Source organism: Streptomyces chattanoogensis (assembly GCF_001294335.1).
GTDB lineage: Bacteria > Actinomycetota > Actinomycetes > Streptomycetales > Streptomycetaceae > Streptomyces > Streptomyces chattanoogensis.
The window spans coordinates 40,314-64,021 of sequence record NZ_LGKG01000133.1 but is presented as its reverse complement, the minus strand read 5'-3'; the positions used below and the strand labels follow the sequence as shown (position 1 = coordinate 64,021).

The window sequence follows — 23,708 nt, the reverse complement described above, 5'->3', positions numbered from 1 at the left end:
CGCGTGGCAATGGAGGCCGGCCCTCGCAACGGAGCCCAGGAAACCGACCACGGCGGCGACGGAACGACACCGCTGACCCAGGACGGTCCGGACTTCCACGACGCCCCTGACAGCCTCGACGGTGGTCTTGACGCCCACGACGGCCTGGACGCCGACGCCGACACGCCCCCGGAGGGCGGCGAGTCCTTCCGGGAGCTGCGCCCTCCGCGCCGACTGCGCCTGTGGCAGCTCGCTCCGATCGTGGTGCTCGCCTCCGTCGGCTCGCTGATGTTCGGCTTCCCGCTGGCCTTCGAATTCGGCGGCGACGGCGGGGCGGTGATAGCCATGCTCGGCCTGCTGCTGTGCTGCTGCGCCGCCGGCTGGGGCATGATGGCCGCCCGCCGCGCCGGCCACACCTGGCCCGGCCTGCCCTCCCGGAGCTCCGGCCGCCGCGCCGATTGGCGCATCCTGCTGATCTACGCCGCGGTGGTGGCCGTCCTGGCGGCGCTCGCCATCTGGCGGGTGGCCCGGCTGCGCTGAGCGGCCGGTTTCCGCGGGGTGCCTGTTCGGGTGCGTGGGCAGGCTCTTGTCCGGGGTCCCGTCGTGTGCGTCCAGGTTCCCGCCCAGATTTTTCCCCGTCGCCCACCCCCCTTCGGGGGGTGGGCGGGTGTATGAGCGCGGCCTGCGACGGGGGAGCGGGTGCATGAGTGTCGCCTGCGAGGGGACGGCCGGGTGCAGGAGCGCGGCCTGCGACGCGGGAGCGGATCCATGAGCGCGGCCTCCGGGGGCGGCCCGGGCGTACGAGCGTGGCCTCCGAGGGGCGGGCCGCTGAATCCGCAGCCGGCCGCACGCAGCCCGTCCCAGGTGCCTGTGGACAACCCGTCCCCGCCAGGCGCAAGCCCGTACGATGCAGGGGTGACCACACAGCGCATCGCTTTCCTCAAGGGCCATGGCACCGAGAACGACTTCGTGATCGTTCCCGACCCGGACGGCCGCCTCGACCTGTCCGCGGCCGCGGTCGCCCGGATCTGCGACCGGCGCGCGGGGCTCGGCGGCGACGGCCTGCTGCATGTCGTACGGTCCGCCGCGCACCCGGAGGCGCGCGACCAGGCCGGCGAGGCCGAGTGGTTCATGGACTACCGCAACGGCGACGGTTCCCTCGCCGAGATGTGCGGCAACGGCGTCCGGGTCTTCGCGCACTACCTGCTGCACGCCGGCCTGGTGGAGGCGGGCGACCTCGCGATCGCCACCCGCGCCGGAGTGCGCCGGGTGCATCTGGACAAGACCGGCGATGTCACGGTCTCCATGGGCCGCGCCCAGCTCCCCGAGGAGAGCGTCACCGTCACCCTGGACGGCCGCAGCTGGCCGGCCCGCAACGTCAACATGGGCAATCCGCACGCGGTCGCCTTCGTCGAGGACCTGGCCCACGCCGGGGAGCTGCGGACCGTACCGCCGTTCAGCCCAGCGGCGGTTTATCCGGACGGCGTGAACATCGAGTTCGTCGTCGACCGCGGCCCGCGCCATGTGGCGATGCGGGTGCACGAGCGCGGCTCGGGCGAGACCCGCTCCTGCGGCACCGGCGCCTGCGCGGTCGCGGTCGCCGCCGCCCGCCGGGACGGCGCCGACCCCGCCGTGACCGGACTGCCCGTCACCTACACCGTCGACGTCCTCGGCGGCAGCCTGTCGATCACCGAGCTGCCCGACGGCACGGTCGAGATGACCGGACCGGCCGTGATCGTCGCCGAGGGCACCTTCGACCCGGCCTGGTTGACCACAGCGCTCAGCTGACGGGTGCGGTTTCGCCGGGAAATTCGCTCGAATGGATGATCCGTTTCACGCTGAGCGAGAGGCGTACAGCGGTGCGTGATGGGCTCGGTAGCATCAAGCACCGGCCCGGACGTTCCGAGTGATGCCGAGGGAGGGCGTCCCGCCGCCGGTCGACGCCGCCGGAGGTGCCCATGAGCGCAGAGGCCACTGACCCCGCTACCCCTGAAGCGGCGGGCCGCAGGCGCGCCCGCCCCCGGCTGGACGTCCGGGGGCTGCGCCGGATCGGACGGGCCGCGCTGATCGGCACGGCCGGCCGCGACGGCCTCCCCGACGCCCTGGAACACGTCGCCCAGGTGCACCGCCGCCACCACCCGGACGCCGGACTGGACATCCTGAGCAAGGCGTATGTGCTGGCCGAGTCCTCGCACCGCGGACAGATGCGCAAGAGCGGCGAGCCGTACATCACCCACCCCCTCGCGGTCACCCTCATCCTTGCCGAACTCGGCGCGGAGACCACGACCCTGACCGCCTCCCTGCTCCACGACACCGTCGAGGACACGGAGGTGACACTCGATCAGGTACGGGAACAGTTCGGCGCCGAGGTCAGCTATCTGGTCGACGGGGTCACCAAGCTGGAGAAGGTCGACTACGGCGCGGCCGCCGAGCCGGAGACCTTCCGCAAGATGCTGGTCGCCACCGGGAACGACGTCCGGGTCATGTCCATCAAGCTCGCCGACCGGCTGCACAACATGCGCACCCTCGGTGTGATGCGCCCCGAGAAACAGGCCCGGATCGCCAAGGTGACCCGCGACGTCCTCATCCCGCTCGCCGAACGCCTCGGCGTCCAGGCACTCAAGACCGAGCTGGAGGACCTGGTCTTCGCGATCCTGCACCCGGAGGAATACGCCACCACCCGCCGCCTGGTCGACGAGCACGCCGGCCGCCCCGACCCGCTCGCCGCCATCGCCGCGCGGGTCCGCACCACCCTGGACGAGGCCGGAATCCAGGCCCGGGTCCTGGTACGCCCCCGCCACTTCGTCTCCGTGCACCGCGTCCGGATGGCCCGCGGCGAGCTGACCGGCGCGGACCTGGGGCGACTGCTGGTCCTGGTCGCCGAGGACGCCGACTGCTACGCCGTCCTGGGCGAGCTGCACACCTGCTTCACCCCGGTCGTCTCCGAGTTCAAGGACTTCATCGCCGCCCCGAAATTCAACCTCTACCAGTCGCTGCACACCGCCGTCACCGGCGAGTCCGGCCAGATCGCCGAGACGCTGATCCGCACGCACCAGATGCACCGCGTCGCCGAGGCCGGGGTGATCGCGCTGGGCAACCCGTACACCCCCACGGACGGCCCGGACGCCCCCGAAGGCGAGCGGGCCGACCCGACCCGCCCCGGCTGGCTCTCCCGCCTCCTGGAATGGCAGCGCACCACCCCCGACCCCGACACCTTCTGGACCTCGCTGCGAGACGACCTGGCGCAGGACCTGGAGATCACGGTCTTCTGCGCGGGCGGCCCGCCCGGCGGCCCCGCGGACGGCACCATCGGCCTGCCCGCCGGGGCGAGCTGTGTGGACGCCGCCTACGCCCGGTACGGCGAGGCGGCGCACTGCTGCATCGGCGCGCGGGTCAACGGCCGCCTCGCCGCCCTCGCCACCGTCCTGCACGACGGCGACAGCCTGCACCTCCTGATGGCGCCGGACGCCCCCGATACGGCCGCCGGGCCCGCACCGGAGTGGCTCGACCACGCCCGTACCCCGGCCGCCCGGCTCGCCATCTCCCGGTGGCTGTCCCGGTCCGCCGGGCAGGACACCGGCGAGCCGGCCCCGCAGCCGCCCCCGCCGGGCCCCGCCGCCAGCGGCCACGACACCGGAGCCGCGGCCGAGATCACCCCCGCCGCCGTCCTGGCCGTCGCCGATCTGCCCGGCGCCTCGGTGCGCCTGGCGGGCTGCTGCACCCCGGTGCCGCCGGACAACGTCACCGGATTCGCCGTACGGGGCGGCACGGTCACCGTGCACCGCGCCCTGTGCCCCGTCGTGGCCCGGATGGCCGCGACCGGCCGCCAGCCGGTCGGAGTGCGCTGGCGCCGCGCGGGCCGCACCAACCACGGCTGCCGGGTGACCCTGCTGGCCGAGGCATTCAGCCGCCCTCATCTGCTGGCCGACCTCACCGAGGCGATCGCCGCCCAGGGCGTCGCCGTGGTGTCCGCCGCCGTCGAACCACCGCATGAGCAGCGGGTGCGGCACACCTACACGCTGCATCTGCCCAACGCCGCCGGACTGCCCTCCCTGATGCGCGCGATGCGCGAGGTCCCGGGCGTCTTCGATGTCCTGCGCGCGGGACGGGACAGGCCGGCCGCCGCACTGCGGCCCTGAGAGCAGCGCCGCACCCGTGGAGGAGCCGGACGCCCGATCCACCGCCCGTTCGGGTGCCGTTTTGCCGCGCCGTCCACAGGCCGGGCGACGGCGCTGATAAGCCCTAGCCCATGTCCCTTCCCTCGCGTCGACCTGCCCCCGATACCGGCCCCGCCGCCGCGCCCCACAGCCCGCGCCGGCGGATCCCGTCGCGGGGCGCCCGCCGGGCCGCCGCCCTCTCGCTCGCCGCCGTCACCCTGCTGGGCGCCGCCTCGCCCCCGGACGCCCCCCGTGCGCTCGGCATCGGCGACCGGCTGTTCCCCACCCTCGGTAACCCCGGTTACGACGTCACCTCCTACCGCGTCGACCTGGACTACTCCGGGCACAACGACCGCCCGCTGAACGCCGTCACCGAGATCACCGCCCGCGCCACCACGGGGCTCGGCCACCTCAACCTCGACTTCGCCCGCGGCCAGGTCCACTCCGTGGAGATCGACGGCCGGCCCGCCCGCCACCAGCAGGACGGCGAGGACCTGGTGATCACCCCGGCCGAGCGGATCGCCCCCGGGCAGAAGCTGCGGATCGTCGTACGGCACACCAGCGACCCCCGGGGCAGAAGCGACGCAGGCTGGATCCGTACCGCCGACGGGCTGGCGATGGCGAACCAGGCGGACGCCGCGCACCGCGTCTTCCCCTGCAACGATCACCCCTCCGACAAGGCCTTCTTCACCTTCCGGATCACCGCACCCCAGGGCGTGACGGCCGTCGCCAACGGAGAGCCCGCCGGACAGGCGGACCGCGGACCGCGCCGCGTCTGGACCTACCGCACCGCCCATCCGATGGCCACCGAGCTGGCGCAGGTCTCCCTCGGCCGGTCCACCGTCCTGCGGTCCCAGGGGCCGCACGGCCTGCCGGTACGGAGCGTCGTGCCGACCGCCCACCGCGCGGCACTCGCCCGCTGGGCGGCCAAGACACCCGGTCATCTGGCCTGGATGGAGCGCCACGTCGGCCGCTTCCCCTTCGAGACCTACGGGGTGCTGCTCGCGGATGCCCGCACCGGCTACGAGCTGGAGACCCAGACCCTCTCGCTCTTCGAGAAGGACCTGTTCACCACCGGCCGGATCCCCGACTGGTACATCGAGTCGGTCATGGTGCACGAGCTGGCCCACCAGTGGTTCGGCGACAGCGTCAGCCCCCACCGCTGGTCCGACGTCTGGCTGAACGAGGCACACGCCACCTGGTACGAAGCGCTCTACGCCCAGGACAAGGCCGGCGGGCAGGCCAACCTGGACACCCGGATGCAGCGGGCCTACCAGCAGTCGGACGGCTGGCGGGCCGACGGCGGCGCGCCCGCGGCCCCCAAGGCCGCCAGCCCCGGCAAGAAGATCAGCATCTTCCGGCCCTCCATCTACGACGGCGGCGCACTGGCCCTCTACGCCCTGCGGCAACGCATCGGCGCCGCCGCCTTCGACCGCCTCGAGCGGACCTGGGTGACCCGCCACCGCGACGGCGTCGCAGGGACCGCCGACTTCGTCCGCCTCGCCTCCGAGATCGCCGGGCAGGACCTGACCGGCTTCTTCCGGAGCTGGCTCTACGAGGCGAAGACCCCGCCGATGCCCGGCCACCCGGAGTGGCAGTCCAAGAAGCCGTAATGACCGGACGGCCCGCCTCCCCGGTGGGCCGTACGAGGCACAGCGCGCCCCGCCGCGGAAAAACGCCGGAAACCCGCGTGACGCGCCGTAACGGGCCGTGCGACCATCTTCGGGTCGACGCCGACGGCCGCCCGGGAATCATTCGGGGTGGCTCCGACGTTGTGATGGGCGACAGCGCAGAGCATCCGCGCCCGTCCCAGGGACCGCCCGGTCCCCGGCACGCACATACCGACGACACAAAGGATCAAATGACCTCCTCTTCTTCCCTTCCGCAGGACCGGCAGCGCCTCCCCGAGAGCCTTCGGGCCGACGCCCTGATGGAAGAGGACGTCGCCTGGAGCCACGAGATCGACGGGGAGCGTGACGGCGACCAGTACGACCGCTCGGAGCGCGCCGCGCTGCGCCGTGTGGCGGGCCTGTCCACCGAGCTCGAAGACGTCACCGAGGTCGAGTACCGCCAGCTGCGTCTGGAGCGGGTCGTCCTGGTCGGCGTCTGGACCACCGGCTCGGTGCAGGAGTCGGAGAACTCCCTGGCGGAGCTCGCCGCCCTGGCCGAGACGGCCGGCGCCGTGGTGCTCGACGGCGTCATCCAGCGCCGCGACAAGCCCGACCCGGCCACCTACATCGGCTCCGGCAAGGCCCTGGAGCTGCGCGACATCGTCCTCGAATCCGGGGCCGACACCGTGGTGTGCGACGGTGAGCTCTCCCCGGGCCAGCTGATCCACCTCGAGGACGTCGTCAAGGTCAAGGTGGTCGACCGGACCGCCCTGATCCTCGACATCTTCGCCCAGCACGCCAAGTCCCGCGAGGGCAAGGCGCAGGTCTCGCTGGCACAGATGCAGTACATGCTCCCCAGGCTCCGTGGCTGGGGTCAGTCGCTGTCCCGGCAGATGGGTGGCGGTGGCTCCGGCTCTGCGGGCGGCGGCATGGCCACCCGTGGTCCCGGTGAGACCAAGATCGAGACGGACCGGCGGCGGATCCGCGAGAAGATGGCGAAGATGCGCCGGGAGATCGCGGAGATGAAGACCGGCCGGGACATCAAGCGCCAGGAACGCAAGCGCCACAAGGTCCCCTCGGTCGCCATCGCCGGCTACACCAACGCCGGCAAGTCCTCCCTGCTCAACCGCCTCACCGGCGCCGGTGTCCTGGTGGAGAACGCCCTGTTCGCCACCCTGGACCCGACCGTCCGCCGGGCCGAGACCCCCAGCGGGCGGCTCTATACCCTCGCCGACACCGTCGGTTTCGTCCGGCATCTGCCCCACCACCTGGTCGAGGCGTTCCGCTCCACGATGGAGGAGGTCGGCGACTCCGATCTCATCCTGCATGTGGTCGACGGCTCGCATCCGGTGCCGGAGGAGCAGCTGGCCGCCGTCCGCGAGGTGATCCGCGAGGTGGGCGCGACGGACGTGCCCGAGATCGTGGTCGTCAACAAGGCGGACGCCGCCGATCCGCTGGTGCTGCAGCGCCTGCTGCGCAACGAGAAGCACGCCCTCGCCGTGTCCGCCCGTACCGGCCAGGGCATGACGGAGCTGCTCGAACTGCTCGACGAGGAACTTCCCCGGCCCCAGGTCGAGATCGTGGCGCTGGTGCCCTACACCCAGGGCGCCCTGGTCTCGCGGGCGCATGCCGAGGGCGAGGTCATCTCCGAGGAGCACACCGCCGAGGGCACGGTCCTCAAGGCGCGGGTACACGAGGAACTGGCCGCCGAGTTCCGCCCGTTCGTCCCGGCGGCGTAGCCCCGCAGGACGGATACGACGAAGGCCCGCACCGGGGAAATCCGGTGCGGGCCTTCGTCGTACCCAGCAGGGCGGGTGCCTGCCGCCGGAGCGGCGGGCACACCCCTCAGCCGTTTACTGCTTGTTGGCCCACTTCTGGCTCATCGCGTCGAAGAGGGACTTGGCCTCCGGACCGAGGTGCGGTCCGGCCGCCCACTTGGCGGGGCGCGGGCCCATCGACATGTTGGAGATCAGCTGCAGCTTGCCGTCGGTGCCCTTGGTGAACCAGGGGCCACCGGAGGAGCCGGCGGTCATGGTGCAGCCGATCCGGTACATGGTCGGCTTCTCGGCGGCCATCGACAGGCGGGTCGGCTTGTCGGTGCACTGCTGCAGCGATGCGCCGTCGAACGGCGCCTCGGCCGGGTAGCCCTGCGCGGTCAGGCTGGGGATCTTACCGATCGGCGAAGCGTTGAAGTTGACGTCGTACGCACCGCCGGCGATCTCCTCCAGAGACTTGCCGCCGGTGTTCTCCTCGGGCTTGACGTGCATCAGCGCGAAGTCGTACGGAGCCATCGGCACGCCCGGAACGGCGCCGCCGTCCTTGATCCACTCCTTGGACGTGGCCAGGTCGTCGGCCCACCACTTGCCCTTGGGGACACGCTCCTCGAAGGGCTTGTTCTTGATCTCGCCGGCGGTGCCGCCCGTCTTGTTGAAGCTCGGCACGAAGATCAGGTTGCGGTACCAGCCGCCGTTCTTGCCGGCGTGCACACAGTGCGCCGCGGTCCACACCAGGTTGGACTTACCGGGGTGCGCCGGGTCCTTGACGACCGTGGCGGTGCAGCGGGCGTCGCCCTCCGGCGTGCTGAACACGAGAAGGCCGACACCGGGCGCCGTCTTGTCGTACGGGGTCCCGACCGCCTTGGCCGGGACGGCGTCGGGCTCCGGATCGGTCTTGCCCTGGTCCTCCGAGACGTCGCCGGGCTTGGTGTTGTCCTGCGGCGGCTTGGCCTTACCGATCTTGTCCGGGTTCCAGAAGTCCTTGATGATCGGGTTGATGAACTCCCCGGCCTCGCGGAGCCACTTGTCCTTGGACCAGTTCTTCCACTCGCCGTTCTTCCACTTGTCCAGGTCGAAGCCGTGCTCCTTCAGCTTGTCCTGGATCTCCTTGGGGATTTCGAACTTACCCCCGCCCGAGGTGTCCCCGGCCGCGTTGGTCGGCTTGTCGTTCGCGGGCTCGTCGGACGGCCCGCAACCGGTCGCGGTCAGCGCCACCACGGCGGTGAGAGCGGCGGCAGCCATCACTGGCCGACGTATGGATCGCATGGGTGAGTTCCCCCTGTTTGTTTCTGGATGGCCCGGTACGGCCTGTGCTGAGGTGCGCCATGTGAACTTGTCATGAACCCCAAGATCCCGGCGCGACCCCCCACTATGCCGGTGCCGACACAGACGGTGGTAGCCGGGTCCCCGGTTCCGGCCCCGCAAGGATCTTGACGGTGGCCGTGATCCGCCGTCCGCGGCGTCGTTGGTACGTACGGGGGACCGCCGGGCTGCTCAGCCGGCCCGAGCGGCATCCAACAGCACACCAGCAGGAGGACACAACTGCCGTGGCGTTGACCGAAACCGTGCCGGCGGCGGTGCCGTCGGCCCACGAAGGGATCCTGCGCCGCCAGTCCCTGCGTGAGTCCGCTGCCCGTACCTACGCGCGTTCGCTGCCCATCGTCCCGGTGCGCGCCCGCGGGCTGACCATCGAGGGCGCCGACGGCCGCCGTTACCTCGACTGCCTCTCCGGCGCCGGCACCCTCGCGCTCGGGCACAACCACCCCGTCGTGCTAGAAGCGATCCATACCGTCCTCGACTCCGGCGCGCCGCTGCACACCCTCGACCTGGCGACCCCCGTCAAGGACGCCTTCGTCACCGAACTGTTCGCCACGCTGCCGCGGGAATTGGCCGAAACGGCACGCATCCAGTTCTGCGGACCGGCCGGAACGGACGCCGTGGAGGCCGCCTTCAAGCTGGTCCGCACGGCCACCGGCCGAGACGGTCTGATGGCCTTCTCCGGCGCCTATCACGGCATGACCGCCGAGGCGCTCGCGGCCTCCGGGGGAGCGCGGCACACCAGCGTGACCCGGCTGCCCTATCCCTACGACTACCGCTGCCCGTTCGCCACCGGAGGGGAACGCGGCGCCGAACTCTCCGCCCGCTGGGCCCAGAACCTGCTCGACGACGACAAGAGCGGGGTGACCCGGCCCGCCGGGATGATCCTGGAGCCCGTCCAGGGAGAAGGCGGGGTGATCCCCGCGCCGGACGGCTGGCTGCGGCGGATGCGGGAGATCACCGCCGAGCGGGGCATCCCGCTGATCGTGGACGAGGTGCAGACCGGCGTCGGCCGCACCGGCACCTTCTGGGCCATCGAGCACAGCGGGATCGTGCCCGACGTCCTCGTCCTGTCGAAGGCGATCGGCGGCAGTCTGCCGCTCGCCGTGATCGTCTACCGCGGGGACCTCGACGCCTGGCAGCCCGGCGCGCACGCCGGCACCTTCCGCGGCAACCAGCTCGCGATGGCCGCCGGCCGCGCCACCCTCGCCCACGTCCGCGAGCATCAACTCGACCGCCGCGCCCAGGAGCTGGGCGCCCGGATGCTCGCCCGGCTCGGCGGGCTCGCCGCCCGCCACGACTGCATCGGCGACGTCCGCGGCCGCGGCCTGATGCTCGGCGTCGAGCTCGTCGACCGCGATGCCGGCCCCGACGCCGGCGGCGCCCGCCCCGCCGACCCCCGGCTCGCCGCCGCCGTCCAGCGCGCCTGTCTGGACCGCGGCCTGATCGTCGAACTCGGCGGCCGGCACTCCGCCGTCGTCCGTCTGCTGCCACCCCTGACCATCACCGACGAACAGGCGGACGCGATCCTCGACCGCCTCGCCGACGCCATCGCGGCGGCGGTCCGCACCACCCCCGGGCCGACGGGCTCGTCCCCCACGACAATGCGAGGCACCACCCCATGAACGAACGCCCCGGCCCCGACGGGACCCCGGCCGCCGGCCGGCTGTCCGCCCACGACGGCGGCGCCACCACCGAGCCGACCGTGCCGCGCCAGCAGCGGCACACCGCGGACGACGACCCCTGCCACCAGCCGCTCCCGGAACGCCAGACCCGGCCCGCGGCCGCCGCGCACGGCGCCCCGCGCCCCTGCGACCGCGCGCTGCCCGCCGATGCCGACCCCCTCGACCACCCGGACCCGGCGGCCGCCGCCGACGCCGCCGGCATCGAGAGCCTGCTGCGCTGCTGGATCCGCGAGAGCGGCGCCCGCCGCCCGGCCGGCGGCCGGCTGCGCATCCCGCTCCACGCCAGCGGCACCGCCCTGCACATCCCCGTCCGCTACTGGTCGCCCACCGGCTGGCACCGCCTCGGCGCCCCCGCCCTCGAAGGCGCCCCGCCCGTCGCCGCCCCCCTGGACGCCGTCACCGTGGCCGCGCTGCTGCGCCGGGAGGCCGCGTACGGAGGCGAGCGCCGGGCACCGGACGGCGACGACGGAACGGCCGACGGCGCTACGCCCCGGGCGCCCGGCGAACGGCACCACACCCCCGAGAGCGAGCGGCCGCAGGCACCCGACGGCGACGGCGCCGAACTCGTCGGCCGGGTCGCGGCCTCCGTCCGCAGCACCGCCGTCTTCCTCGCCGACCGCCGCACCCGCCCGGCCGACACCCACGCCTCCCTCTTCCTCGACGCCGAACAGTCCCTCCTGCTCGGCCACCCCCTGCACCCCACACCCAAGAGCCGCGAGGGCCTCACCGAGGCCGAGACCCGCGCCTATTCGCCCGAGCTGCGCGGCGCCTTCCCGCTGCACTGGACGGCCGTCCACCGCTCCGTCCTCGCCACCGACTCCGCCTGGACCGAGCGCGGCAAGCCCGTACCGGCCCCGCAGCTGGCCGGACGCCTGGCACAGGGCCTGCAACTCCCCGACGACACCGTGCCGTTGCCCCTGCACCCCTGGCAGGCTCGCGAACTGGCCGGCCGCCCCGACATCGCCGCCCTCCGCGACGCCGGCCTGCTGCACGATCTGGGCCCCCACGGCCCCCTGTGGCACCCCACCTCCTCCGTACGCACCGTGTACCGCCCCGACGCGGACGCCATGCTCAAGCTCTCCCTCGGCCTGCGCATCACCAACTCCCGCCGGGAGAACCTCCGCAAGGAACTCGAACGCGGCGTCGAGGTCCACCGGCTGCTGCGCACCGGCCTCGCCGAGCAGTGGCAGTCCGTCCATCCCGGCTTCGACATCGTCCGCGACCCGGCCTATCTCGCCGTCGACGGCCTCGACGGGCGCCCCGTCCAGGGCCTGGACGTCGTCATCCGCCACAACCCCTTCATCCCCGCCGACGACGCCGTCTGCATCGCCGGACTCACCTCGCCCCGGCCCTGGCCCGGGCATCCGGGCGTGCGCTCCCGGCTCGAAGGGCTCATCGGGGCGCTCTCCGCCCGCACCGGCCGCCCCCAGGGCGCCGTCGCCACCGAATGGTTCCTGCGCTACCTGGAGGCGGTCGTGCGGCCCGTCCTGTGGCTCGACGGCACCGCGGGCGTCGCCCTGGAGGCCCACCAGCAGAACACCCTCGTGCTCCTCGACCCCGACGGCTGGCCCGTCGGCGGCCGCTACCGGGACAACCAGGGCTACTACTTCCGCGAGTCCCGGCGCGCCGACCTCCAGCGGCGGCTGCCCGGCATCGGCGCGACCAGCGACACCTTCGTCTCCGACGAAGTCACCGACGAACGGTTCGCCTACTACCTCGGCATCAACAACGTCCTCGGCCTCATCGGAGCCTTCGGCGCCCAGCACCTGATCCGCGAGGAGATCCTGCTCGCCGCCTTCCGCCGCTTCCTCGCCGACGCCGCCGCGGCCCCCCGCCCCCACCGCTCGGCCCTGCCCGAGCAGCTGCTGACCGCCCGCACCCTGCGCTGCAAGGCCAACCTCGCCACCCGGCTGCACGGCCTGGACGAGCTCGTCGGCCCCGTCGACACCCAGTCCGTCTACGTCACCGTGCCCAACCCCCTCGCCGTCTAGCCCCGCCGTATCCGCCCCCGGACCCCGGCGCCGTCCACGGCCCACAAGGCCCCCGCCGGACGGCCACGAGAGGAGAGCGCCGTCGTGCCACCCACCGAATCCGGCCTCGGCTCCAGCTCCGCAGGCACCCTCGGCCTGCACCTTCCGCCCGAACGGCGCGTCTTGTGCGACGAGGTGCCCCGGCAACAGCCCCCGGCCGGCACCCCGGCCGCGGGCGCCCTGCTCGGCGGTCTGGCCGACGGGGCCGTGGCGGACACCCCCGCCGGGCCGTTCGCGCTCGTCCCCGTCCGCCTCGACCGCGATCTCGGCCGGATCGCCCGCTGGATGAACGACCCGGCCGTCGCTGCCTTCTGGGAACTGGCCGGCGCCCCGGAGACCACCGCCGCCCACCTGCGCACCCAGCTGGCGGGCGACGGCCGCAGCGTGCCCTTCCTCGGCGTCCTGAACGGCGTCCCGATGAGCTACTGGGAGATCTACCGGGCCGATCTCGACCCCGTCGCCCGCTCCTACTCCGCCCGCCCCCAGGACACCGGCCTGCACCTCCTGATCGGCGGCGCCGGCGACCGCTCCCGGGGCCTGGGCACCACCCTGCTGCGTGCCACCGCCGATCTCGTACTGGACCGCCGGCCGTCGTGCGAGCGGGTCATCGCCGAGCCCGATCTGCGCAACACCGCCTCCGTGGCGGCCTTCCTGAGCGCCGGCTTCCGCTACAGCGAGGAGATCGAACTGCCCGACAAACGCGCGGCGCTGATGATCCGCGACCGCGACTCCCGGCATCTGCTCTGACCCCTGCGCCGGCCCCCGTCCACCCCCGCCCCGGCTGTCCCTCGTACGAGCCGGGGCCGTCCCGTTTCGAGGAGTCCCGCCTTGACCCCCGCGCCCCAGCCCCCGCACAGCGCCTGGCAGCACGCCGCACGCCGACTGTTCGCCAAGATGCTGGCGGAGTTCGCGTACGAGGAAATCCTCACCCCCGAGCCCGACGGCACCGCCCCCGACGGCACCGCGCGCTACCGCCTCACGGTCACCGACGATCTCGTCTACCACTTCCACGCCCGCCGCGGCGCCTACGGCCACTGGCGCGTCGACCCCGAATCCCTCACCCCCGACTCCGACCCCCTGCGCTTCCTCACCCACGCCCACGACACCGTGCTGGGCCTGTCCGGCGACACCACCGGCCATCTCGTCCGCGAGCTGACCGCCACGCTCGCCGCCGACACCCGCCTCGACGCCACCGCCGTCACCGCCGCCGACCTCGCCGACCTGGACTACGCCGGCCTCGAAGGCCACCAGACCGGCCACCCCTGGCTCGTCGCCAACAAAGGCCGGCTCGGCTTCTCGGCCGCCGACGCGGCGCACTGGGCCCCGGAGGCCCGGACCCCCGAGCGGCTGCCGTGGCTCGCCGCACACCACAGCCTGGCCCACTACCGCGGTATTCCCACCCTCGCCACCCCCGACCGTCTCTACGGCGAGGAACTCACCCCCGCCGTCCGCGACACCTTCGCCCGCACCGTCGCCTCCCTGGGCCGCGAGCCCGCCGACTACCTCTACCTCCCCGTGCATCCCTGGCAGTGGGACGAGACCATCGCCCCGCTCTTCGCGCCGCAGCTCGCCGACGGATCCATCATCGCGCTGCCCACTGACAACGACCTGCGGCTCCCGCAGCAGTCGATCCGCACCTTCACCAACATCAGCCGCCCCCAGGGCCGTACGGTCAAGCTGCCGCTGTCCATCCTCAACACGCTCGTGTGGCGCGGACTGCCCACCGAGCGCACCCTCGCCGCCCCCGCCGTCACCCGCTGGGTCCAAAGCCTGCGCGACGAGGACCCCTACCTGTGCGACGAGACCCGGGTGATCCTGCTCGGCGAGACCGCCTCCGTCACCGTCGAGCACCCCCTCTACGACCGGCTGCCCGGCGTCCCGTACCAGTTCAAGGAGCTCCTCGGCTGTATCTGGCGCGAGCCGGTCACCCCCCAGCTCGACCCCGGTGAACGCGCCCGCACCCTCGCCTCCCTGCTGCAGACCGACCCGCACGGCCGCGCCCTGACCGCCGAACTGGTCCACCGCTCGGGCCTGGCCCCGCGCGTCTGGCTGCGCCGCCTGTTCGCCGCCCTGCTGCCGCCCCTGCTGCACTTCCTCTACCGGTACGGCACGGTCTTCTCCCCGCACGGCGAGAACGCCATCGTCGTCTTCGACGAGCACGACATCCCCACCCGCCTGGCGGTCAAGGACTTCGTCGACGACGTCAACACCAGCTCCCAGCCGCTGCCCGAGCACGACTCCATGCCGGAGGAGGTACGGGCGGTGCTGCTGACCGAACCGCCGTCCTTCTTGATCCAGTTCATCCACTCCGGCCTGTTCGTCGGCGTTTTCCGCTATCTTGCGCCGCTGTGCGAGGACCAACTCGGCGTCCCCGAGGGCGAGTTCTGGTCACTCGTCCGGGCCGAGATCCTGAGCCACCACGAACGCTTCCCGGGCCTGAAGGAGCGGCACGAGACCTTCGACCTGCTCACCCCGCGGATCGCCCGGCTGTGTCTGAACCGCAACCGGCTGCACGTCGACGGCTACCGCGACCGCCGCGACCGCCCGCACGCCGCGGTGCACGGGACCGTTCCCAACCCCCTGCACGCCCTGTGACCGGCGATTGTCCGGTGACGGACCCCGCTGTCAGTGGTCCCGCGTAGGCTTGCAAGCGCTATGACGAAGCCCTCTCTCCCCGATCTGCTCCACGCCGCCGTCACCGCCGTCGGCGGCACCGAGCGCCCCGGCCAGGTGGCGATGGCCGAAGCCGTCGCCCGGGCCGTGGACGAGAACTCCCATCTGCTCGTCCAGGCCGGCACCGGCACCGGAAAATCCCTCGGCTATCTGGTGCCGGCGCTGGCCCACGGCGAGAGAGTGGTGGTGGCCACCGCAACCCTCGCCCTCCAGCGCCAGCTCGTCGAGCGTGATCTTCCGCGTACGGTCGAGGCGCTCCATCCGCAGCTGCGCCGCCGTCCCGAGTTCGCCATGCTCAAGGGCCGCTCCAACTACCTCTGCCTGCACCGCCTGCACGAGGGCGTGCCGCAGGACGAGGAGGACGGCCTCTTCGACCCGTTCGAGCAGGCGACGCCCACCAGCAAGCTCGGCAAGGACCTGCTCCGGCTGCGCGACTGGGCGGACGAGACGGAGACCGGCGACCGCGATGCGCTCACCCCCGGTGTCTCCGACCGCGCCTGGGGGCAGGTCTCGGTCTCCTCCCGGGAGTGCCTGGGCGCCTCCAAGTGCGCCTACGGCGCGGAGTGCTTCGCCGAGGCCGCCAGGGAGCGCGCCAAGCTCGCCGATGTGGTGGTCACCAATCACGCGCTGCTCGCCATCGACGCCATCGAGGGCGCGCCGATCCTCCCGCAGCACGAGGTCCTGATCATCGACGAGGCCCATGAGCTGGTCTCCCGGGTCACCGGCGTCGCCACCGGTGAGCTCACCCCCGGCCAGGTCAACCGCGCGGTGCGCCGGGCCGCCAGGCTCGTCGACGAAAAGGCCGCCGACCAGCTCCAGACCGCCTCCGAGACCTTCGAGCGGCTGATGGAGCTGGCGCTGCCCGGCCGCCTGGAGGAGATCCCCGAGGAGCTCGGCTACTGCCTGATGGCGCTGCGCGACGCGGCCCGTACGGTCATCACCGCGCTCGGCTCGACCCGGGACAAATCCGTCCAGGACGAGGACGCGGTCCGCAAGCAGGCCCTGGCCTCGGTGGAGAACGTCCACGCCGTCGCCGAGCGGATCGCGAACGGCTCCGAGTACGACGTGGTCTGGTACGAGCGCCATGACCGCTTCGGGGCCTCCCTGCGCGTCGCGCCGCTGTCGGTCTCCGGCCTCCTGCGCGAGAAGCTCTTCGAGGACCGCTCCGTCGTCCTGACCTCCGCCACGCTCAAGCTCGGCGGTGACTTCAACGGCGTCGGGGCATCCCTGGGCCTGGCCCCCGAGGGCACGGAAGCCGAGGATGCGCCTCCGTGGAAGGGCCTCGACGTCGGCTCGCCCTTCGACTACGGGAAGCAGGGGATCCTCTACGTCGCCAAGCATCTCGCCCAGCCCGGCCGCGAGGGCAACCGCCAGGACATGCTCGACGAGCTCGCAGAGCTGGTGGAGGCCGCGGGCGGCCGTACGCTCGGCCTGTTCTCGTCGATGCGCGGCGCCCAGGCCGCGGCTGAGGAGCTGCGCGGCCGCCTTGACATGCCGGTCCTCCTCCAGGGCGAGGACACGCTCGGCGAGCTGATCCGGGCCTTCGCCGAGGACGCCCGGACGTGTCTGTTCGGCACGCTGTCGCTGTGGCAGGGCGTGGACGTCCCGGGCCCGAACTGCCAGCTGGTGGTGATGGACCGGGTGCCCTTCCCGCGGCCGGACGATCCGCTGATGAGCGCCCGGCAGAAGGCCGTGGAGGAGGCCGGCGGCAATGGCTTCATGGCGGTCGCCGCGACCCATGCGGCGCTGCTGATGGCGCAGGGAGCGGGCCGTCTGGTCCGGGCCACCGGGGACCGGGGTGTGGTCGCGGTGCTGGACCCGAGGGTGGAGCGGGCCCGCTACGGCTCCTTCCTCCGTAAGTCCATGCCGGACTTCTGGTACACCACGGACCGCAATCAGGTGCGGCGGTCGCTGGCGGCGATCGACGCGGCGGCGAAGGCGGCGGAGAAGTAGCGGGGCTCTGTGCTGCGCGGCCCGGCCGCGCAGCACAGAGCCCCGGGACCGGCGCAGTGGTCCCGGGGCTGTCCTGTGGGCGGCGGTCAGACGCGCCGCAGCACCGCCACCACCTTGCCGAGGATGGTGGCCTCGTCGCCGGGGATGGGCTGGTAGGCGGCGTTGTGCGGCAGCAGCCACACATGGCCGTCCTCGCGCTTGAAGCGCTTGACGGTGGCCTCGCCGTCCAGCATCGCGGCGACGATGTCGCCGTTCTCGGCGACCGGCTGGCGGCGGACCGTGACCCAGTCGCCGTCGCAGATCGCGGCCTCGATCATGGAATCGCCGACGACCTTCAGCACGAACAGCTCGCCGTCGCCGACCAGCTGGCGGGGAAGCGGGAAGACATCCTCGACCGACTCCTCGGCGAGGATCGGCCCGCCGGCCGCGATCCGGCCGACCAGGGGGACGTACGATGCCGCGGGCTTGCCGGCCGTCTCGGTGGTCGCGCTGGTGGTCTGGTCCGAGCCGCGGACCTCGTACGCCCGGGGGCGGTGCGGGTCGCGCCGCAGGAAGCCCTTGCGCTCGAGGGCCATCAGCTGATGGGCGACGGACGACGTGCTGGACAGCCCGACCGCCTGGCCGATCTCCCGCATGGACGGCGGATAGCCGCGTCGCTGCACCGAATCCCGGATCACCTCGATCACCCTGCGCTGGCGGTCGGTGAGCCCGGAGCTGTCGGCTCGGATCCCCGGTGGCCGACCCGGCAGCGAGCGCGTGGGCTTCGGCTCTTCGGAGTCCAACGTGGCGTCGTCCATCGGCGTGTTGCGTGCCGATTGCGGATGCTCGAACCGGCTCTGGGAGTGGCTTTGTGCGGTGATGGTCGCGCTGTCTGCGGTGGTGGTCACGTCGGCCCCTCTCGAAATGTTCTCCCTAGTTAGCCAACGGTAGTTGCTTTCGAAAGGTTGCGCCAAACACACGTTCGAGTGAAAAATTCGCTGATTGGCTGACCCGATCAAGTAGCTGGGTGTATGGCGAAAAGGAATCCGAGCTTCGGATGCACGCCTTCGCCGCCTTCGCCTGCCGTCGCGACGATTTCCGGCCTACGGTGCCGGGGGCGGCCCGCCGCCGATTCTGTCACCCCGCCCCTGTGCCCCGCCGCCCGGGTGGCTTCCCGTACCCTCATGGGCGGCCGACCAGGCCCGCCGCCGCGGCGACACGCGGTAGGCACTTATAAGCGCCCCGACACCACATCTAGTGCTTAGATGCGTTTCGCCGCCTAGAAGTTGTGGTGCCTGGTCCTTAGGGACCCCAAGGATCGCCTATGCTGGTGGCTGCTCCGAAGGGCCCGTACGGGCGGTCGGGGTCATTCAGTCGTACGCCGGGTTCGATGGCGTGCGCCCGTATACGAGGGTGAGGAGGGTGGAGCCATGCACTGCCCCTTCTGCAGGCACCCCGACAGCCGGGTCGTCGACAGCCGCACCACGGACGACGGCACCTCGATCCGCCGGCGCCGCCAGTGTCCCGACTGCGCCCGCCGCTTCACGACCATCGAGACGGCATCGCTGATGGTGATCAAGCGGAGCGGGGTCACCGAGCCCTTCAGCCGCAACAAGGTCATCGCGGGCGTGCGCAAGGCGTGCCAGGGCCGCCCGGTCACCGAGGACGCCCTCGCCAAGCTCGGCCAGCGGGTCGAGGAGGCGGTGCGCGCCACCGGCAGTGCCGAGCTGTCCACCCACGACGTCGGGCTCGCCATACTGGGCCCGCTGCGGGAGCTGGACCTCGTCGCATACCTGCGCTTCGCGTCCGTCTACCGGGCCTTCGACTCGCTCGAGGACTTCGAGGCGGCCATCGCCGAGCTGCGCGAACTGCGTGAGCAGTCGCCGCCGGGCCGGCACTGCGGGACCGACGGGGAGGCCGGTCCGGCCCTCCCGGTCCCCGCCACCACCGCCGACTGAGCTCGGCGCACATCCAGGACCTGGCCGGGGCAAAGAGCAGGCGGTCCCGGCATCAGAAAGACATACACCGTGCCACGGAATGCGTGCGCACATATGGGCGTTTGCCCGTATACAGGGAGGCGGAATGACAGAGACGACGAGCGGCCCGGCACGAGGCTCCCGCGCCAAGGGCAGCAAGGCGAGCAAGGGGCTGCGCATCGAGCGCATCCACACCACCCCCGGCGTGCATCCGTACGACGAGGTGGAGTGGGCGCGCCGTGACGTCGTCATGACCAACTGGCGCGACGGCTCGGTCAACTTCGAGCAGCGTGGCGTCGAGTTCCCCGACTTCTGGTCGGTGAACGCGGTCAACATCGTCACCAGCAAGTACTTCCGCGGCGCGGTGGGCTCCCCGACCCGGGAGTCGAGCCTGAAGCAGCTCATCGACCGGGTGGTCAAGACGTACCGCAAGGGCGGCGAGGACCACGGCTACTTCGCCTCCCCGGCGGACGCCGAGATCTTCGAGCACGAGCTGGCCTACGCCCTCCTCCACCAGGTCTTCAGCTTCAACTCGCCGGTGTGGTTCAACGTCGGCACGAAGCAGCCGCAGCAGGTCAGCGCCTGCTTCATCCTCTCCGTGGACGACTCCATGGAGTCGATCCTGGACTGGTACAAGGAAGAGGGGATGATCTTCAAGGGCGGCTCCGGCGCCGGCCTGAACCTCTCCCGTATCCGCTCCTCCAAGGAGCTGCTCTCCTCCGGCGGCAACGCCTCCGGCCCGGTCTCCTTCATGCGCGGCGCCGACGCGTCGGCCGGCACGATCAAGTCGGGCGGCGCCACCCGCCGCGCGGCCAAGATGGTCGTCCTGGACGTCGACCACCCGGACGTCGAGGCCTTCATCGACACGAAGGTCAAGGAGGAGGAGAAGGTCCGCGCGCTGCGCGACGCCGGCTTCGACATGGACCTGGGCGGCGACGACATCACGTCCGTCCAGTACCAGAACGCCAACAACTCCGTCCGCGTGAACGACGAGTTCATGAAGGCCGTGGAGACCGGCTCGAAGTTCGGCCTGCGTGCCCGCCAGACCGGCGAGGTCATCGAGGAGGTCGACGCCAAGAGCCTGTTCCGCAAGATGGCCGAGGCCGCCTGGGCCTGCGCCGACCCCGGCATCCAGTACGACGACACCATCAACCACTGGCACACCTCGCCGGAGTCGGGCCGGATCACCGCGTCCAACCCCTGCAGCGAGTACATGCACCTGGACAACTCCTCGTGCAACCTCGCCTCGCTCAACCTCCTGAAGTTCCTGCGCGACGATGACCTGGGCAACCAGTCCTTCGACGCCGCGCGCTTCGCCAAGGTCGTCGAGCTGGTCATCACCGCGATGGACATCTCCATCTGCTTCGCCGACTTCCCCACCGAGAAGATCGGCGAGACCACCCGCGCCTTCCGCCAGCTGGGCATCGGGTACGCCAACCTCGGCGCCCTCCTGATGGCCACCGGCCACGCCTACGACTCCGACGGCGGCCGCGCGCTCGCCGGTGCCATCACCTCCCTGATGACCGGCACCTCCTACAAGCGCTCGGCCGAACTGGCCGCGGTCGTCGGCCCGTACGACGGCTACGCCCGGAACGCCGACGCCCACAAGCGCGTCATGAAGCAGCACTCCGACGCCAACGGTGCCGCGGTGCGCATGGACGACCTGGACACCCCCGTCTGGGCCGCGGCCACCGAGGCCTGGCAGGACGTCGTCCGCCTCGGCGAGAAGAACGGCTTCCGCAACGCCCAGGCCTCCGTGCTGGCCCCCACCGGCACCATCGGCCTGATGATGGACTGCGACACCACCGGCGTCGAGCCCGACCTGGCCCTGGTCAAGTTCAAGAAGCTGGTCGGCGGCGGCTCCATGCAGATCGTGAACAACACGGTCCCCAAGGCGCTCAAGCGGCTCGGCTACCAGCCCGAGCAGGTCGAGGCGATCGTCGCCCACATCGCCGACCACGGCAACGTCGTCGACGCCCCCGGCCTGAAGCCGGAGCACTACGAGGTCTTCGACTGCGCCATGGGCGTCCGGTCGATCTCCGCCATGGGCCATGTGCGCATGATGGCCGCGGCGCAGCCGTTCCTCTCCGGTGCGATCTCCAAGACGGTCAACGTCCCCGAGACGGCCACCGTCGAGGAGATCGAGGAGGTCTACTTCGAGGGCTGGAAGCTCGGCCTGAAGGCGCTCGCGATCTACCGCGACAACTGCAAGGTTGGCCAGCCCCTCTCCGCCAAGAAGAAGGAGGAGAAGAAGGCCGAGGCCGCCGAGGCACCGGTCGCCGAGAAGAAGGTCGTCGAGTACCGCCCGGTCCGCAAGCGTCTCCCGAAGGGCCGTCCCGGCATCACCACCTCCTTCACGGTCGGCGGCGCCGAGGGCTACATGACCGCCAACTCCTACCCGGACGACGGTCTCGGCGAGGTCTTCCTCAAGATGTCCAAGCAGGGCTCGACCCTGGCGGGCATGATGGACGCCTTCTCCATCGCGGTCTCGGTCGGCCTCCAGTACGGCGTCCCGCTGGAGACCTACGTCTCGAAGTTCACCAACATGCGCTTCGAGCCGGCCGGTATGACGGACGACCCGGACGTGCGGATGGCGCAGTCGATCGTCGACTACATCTTCCGCCGCCTGGCGCTGGACTTCCTGCCGTTCGAGACCCGTTCGGCGCTCGGCATCCACTCCGTCGAGGAGCGCACGCGCCACCTGGAGACCGGTTCGTACGAGCCGTCCGACGACGAGGTCGACGTCGAGGGCCTGGCTCAGTCCGCGCCGCTGACCGAGGTCCCGAAGGCCGCCCCGGCGGCCAAGGTCGTCGAGGAGACCGCCGCCCCGGCCCCGAAGCAGGCGCACACCAACGCCGAACTGGTCGAGATGCAGCTGGGCATCAACGCCGACGCTCCGCTCTGCTTCTCCTGCGGGACGAAGATGCAGCGGGCCGGCAGCTGCTACCTGTGCGAGGGCTGCGGATCGACGAGCGGTTGCAGCTGATCGCTGAATTCCGGGCCGATCGCCCGGTGAACGGCGCATGAGGCGGTGGCCGGAGAAGGAATTCTCCGGCCACCGCCGCTTTTCGGTCCGACGTGTCCAGAGGCGCCGTCTAGAGGCGCAGCAATTCCTGTCGCATCGCTTTCCCGAGGTCCGCCACCGGCTCCGCCTCGCAGGCGGCCCGCAGCAGTTCCGGGGTTTCCGCCGGCAGGCTTTCCCTCGGCCAGGCCCTGATCGCCCGGAGCGCCATACGCCGGTTCCGCTCCCGCCGGCTGCCCAGGGCCGTACGGATCAGCTTCCAGCCGAGGCCCGGGTGGCCGTCGAGCCGGCTGACCACGGTGTCGAGGACGGGGGCATCGGCGTCCTGCAGCAGGCGTTCCGCCGTCGCGACGACCTCCGCGATCTCTTCCTCCGGGCAGCCGTCGAGGAGCAGATACCAGACGGTGGCGTCGCAGGGCGTCGACCCGGCTCTTTCGAGGAGGGCGGGGCGCAGGGGGAGCCCCAGGTGGCGAGCGGCCCATGCGGCCTGGTGGAAGGTGGCCGTTCCGGCATCAGCGAGGCCGTCCCGTATCAGCGCCTGGGCAGCCGTACCGCGGATCAGCTGCGCCAGGCGGGAGCGGATGCGGTCGTAGCCGTCCGAATTCCCTTCCGGCCACGGCCTCCCCGGCCGGTCGAAATAGCGGTTGATGAGGATGAGTTGGAAGAGACGCGGCAGCGTCAAGGGGCGTGCTGTCGTATGCCGCAGATATCCGTCCATCGCCTCTTGCGCATGCCGGTACGAGGACAGTGCGGCGCAGGGCCCCTCGATATCGGTCAGCGCTTCGAGGAGTCTGCCCGCACCCTCGAGCATTTCCTTGTCCACTACGTCACGGGCGAGCACACCGGCGAGATCGCCGGAAATCGCGGCAGTCAGCGCGAAATAGCTGTCCAGGACATCTCCGGTGCATGCGGCCCGGACCAGCCATTCCCTGATATCCGGATCGACCCCCGGATCGGTTGTTCTCCCCAGTCGGCCGACGGCATCGACGCGTGCCCAGCCCTCTCCTCGCCGGGCCAGGGTGAACAAGGCGTCCTGCGGATCGCTCTGGGAACGCTGCAGCGCTTCGCAGACTTCCGCGGAGAAAGCCGAGCGGACGCCGAGCGTCAGCAGAGTGTCCCGGTCCTCGTCGGTCCCCGCCATACCGAGCAGGAGAATTCCCGTACGGACGGCATTGGGGTGTTCGCCGTGCCGGGCGAGCCACCGGCCGAGCAGACGCAGGCGGCCGGCGGGGAGCGGAAGCCGTTCGAGGGCCGATGCGAGTGCGTCGGAATGGTCGCGCCACTCCAGCCGGCGGAGCTGGGTGTCGAGGACCGCCAGCACCTCGCGGTCGGGCGCGGACTCGACGACGCGCCTGACGGCGGCGGTGATGCGGGTGGTGGCCCCTGCGGCGCGGTTCGCCCGGCGGCTCGGCCGGGCTGTTCTGCGGCCGTCCGGTCCGGCGGAGCGCCGGCGCCCATCCGTCGGCGCAGTGTCGTAGAGGGAGGGGCGGCCGCTGAGCGTGCCTCCCGGATCCCATGGCGGGCGGCGGCTCACCGGACGAGGGCCCGGGCG

Annotated in this window: 15 protein-coding genes; 12 read left to right on the top strand and 3 right to left on the bottom strand. The window is 71.9% G+C overall.

Annotated elements, in window-relative coordinates:
• Positions 1 to 9: 9 nt before the first annotated feature.
• From ADL29_RS15605 to hflX, 5 genes are all read left to right on the top strand, one after another.
• Complete coding sequence (locus ADL29_RS15605) at positions 10 to 519, top strand: hypothetical protein (protein WP_053924256.1); 510 nt, start codon at positions 10 to 12, stop codon at positions 517 to 519.
• Positions 520 to 894: 375 nt separating this feature from the next.
• Positions 895 to 1,767 (top strand): diaminopimelate epimerase, encoded by an 873-nt coding sequence (gene dapF / locus ADL29_RS15600; protein ID WP_053924255.1) that lies wholly within the window; start codon positions 895 to 897, stop codon positions 1,765 to 1,767.
• A 170-nt stretch (positions 1,768 to 1,937) separates the two neighbouring features.
• On the top strand, positions 1,938 to 4,118 hold the full coding sequence (locus ADL29_RS15595; RefSeq protein ID WP_053924254.1) for a RelA/SpoT family protein: 2,181 nt from the start codon (positions 1,938 to 1,940) through the stop codon (positions 4,116 to 4,118).
• Between the two features lie 110 nt (positions 4,119 to 4,228).
• On the top strand, positions 4,229 to 5,749 hold the full coding sequence (locus tag ADL29_RS15590) for a M1 family metallopeptidase (protein WP_053924253.1): 1,521 nt from the start codon (positions 4,229 to 4,231) through the stop codon (positions 5,747 to 5,749).
• A gap of 248 nt (positions 5,750 to 5,997) precedes the next feature.
• On the top strand, positions 5,998 to 7,485 hold the full coding sequence (gene hflX / locus ADL29_RS15585; RefSeq protein ID WP_053924252.1) for a GTPase HflX: 1,488 nt from the start codon (positions 5,998 to 6,000) through the stop codon (positions 7,483 to 7,485).
• 114 nt (positions 7,486 to 7,599) lie between these two features.
• Here hflX and ADL29_RS15580 read toward each other — a convergent pair whose 3' ends face one another.
• Positions 7,600 to 8,787, bottom strand: a complete 1,188-nt coding sequence (locus ADL29_RS15580; protein WP_211274325.1) for a trypsin-like serine peptidase — start codon at positions 8,785 to 8,787, stop codon at positions 7,600 to 7,602.
• Between the two features lie 281 nt (positions 8,788 to 9,068).
• Between ADL29_RS15580 and ADL29_RS15575 the strand changes: the two genes are divergently transcribed.
• The 5 genes from ADL29_RS15575 (at position 9,069) to ADL29_RS15555 (ending at position 17,179) form a co-directional block, all read left to right on the top strand.
• On the top strand, positions 9,069 to 10,463 hold the full coding sequence (locus ADL29_RS15575) for a diaminobutyrate--2-oxoglutarate transaminase family protein (RefSeq protein WP_053924250.1): 1,395 nt from the start codon (positions 9,069 to 9,071) through the stop codon (positions 10,461 to 10,463).
• Positions 10,460 to 12,514 (top strand): IucA/IucC family protein, encoded by a 2,055-nt coding sequence (locus ADL29_RS15570; RefSeq protein WP_053924249.1) that lies wholly within the window; start codon positions 10,460 to 10,462, stop codon positions 12,512 to 12,514. The genes ADL29_RS15575 and ADL29_RS15570 overlap by 4 nt, the downstream gene beginning before the upstream one ends.
• Positions 12,515 to 12,598: 84 nt before the next feature.
• Positions 12,599 to 13,300 carry a GNAT family N-acetyltransferase gene (locus tag ADL29_RS15565; RefSeq protein WP_053924248.1) on the top strand — a complete coding sequence of 234 codons (702 nt, stop codon included), beginning with the start codon at positions 12,599 to 12,601 and terminating at the stop codon, positions 13,298 to 13,300.
• 81 nt (positions 13,301 to 13,381) lie between these two features.
• Positions 13,382 to 15,148, top strand: a complete 1,767-nt coding sequence (locus ADL29_RS15560) for an IucA/IucC family protein (protein WP_053924247.1) — start codon at positions 13,382 to 13,384, stop codon at positions 15,146 to 15,148.
• Positions 15,149 to 15,208: 60 nt separating this feature from the next.
• On the top strand, positions 15,209 to 17,179 hold the full coding sequence (locus ADL29_RS15555; protein WP_053924246.1) for an ATP-dependent DNA helicase: 1,971 nt from the start codon (positions 15,209 to 15,211) through the stop codon (positions 17,177 to 17,179).
• Positions 17,180 to 17,265: 86 nt separating this feature from the next.
• Here ADL29_RS15555 and lexA read toward each other — a convergent pair whose 3' ends face one another.
• Positions 17,266 to 18,066, bottom strand: a complete 801-nt coding sequence (gene lexA, locus ADL29_RS15550; protein ID WP_046925652.1) for a transcriptional repressor LexA — start codon at positions 18,064 to 18,066, stop codon at positions 17,266 to 17,268.
• Between the two features lie 522 nt (positions 18,067 to 18,588).
• On the opposite strand from lexA, the gene nrdR reads away from it, so the two are divergent.
• Together nrdR and ADL29_RS15540 are read left to right on the top strand one after the other, a co-directional pair.
• Complete coding sequence (nrdR, locus tag ADL29_RS15545; RefSeq protein WP_046925651.1) at positions 18,589 to 19,116, top strand: transcriptional regulator NrdR; 528 nt, start codon at positions 18,589 to 18,591, stop codon at positions 19,114 to 19,116.
• A 124-nt stretch (positions 19,117 to 19,240) separates the two neighbouring features.
• Positions 19,241 to 22,120, top strand: coding sequence for a vitamin B12-dependent ribonucleotide reductase (locus ADL29_RS15540; RefSeq protein ID WP_053924245.1), 2,880 nt, complete (start codon positions 19,241 to 19,243; stop codon positions 22,118 to 22,120).
• A 109-nt stretch (positions 22,121 to 22,229) separates the two neighbouring features.
• Here the strand turns inward: ADL29_RS15540 and ADL29_RS42660 are convergent, their stop codons facing one another.
• On the bottom strand, positions 22,230 to 23,690 hold the full coding sequence (locus ADL29_RS42660; RefSeq protein ID WP_053924244.1) for a hypothetical protein: 1,461 nt from the start codon (positions 23,688 to 23,690) through the stop codon (positions 22,230 to 22,232).
• Between the last annotated feature and the right edge of the window lie 18 nt (positions 23,691 to 23,708).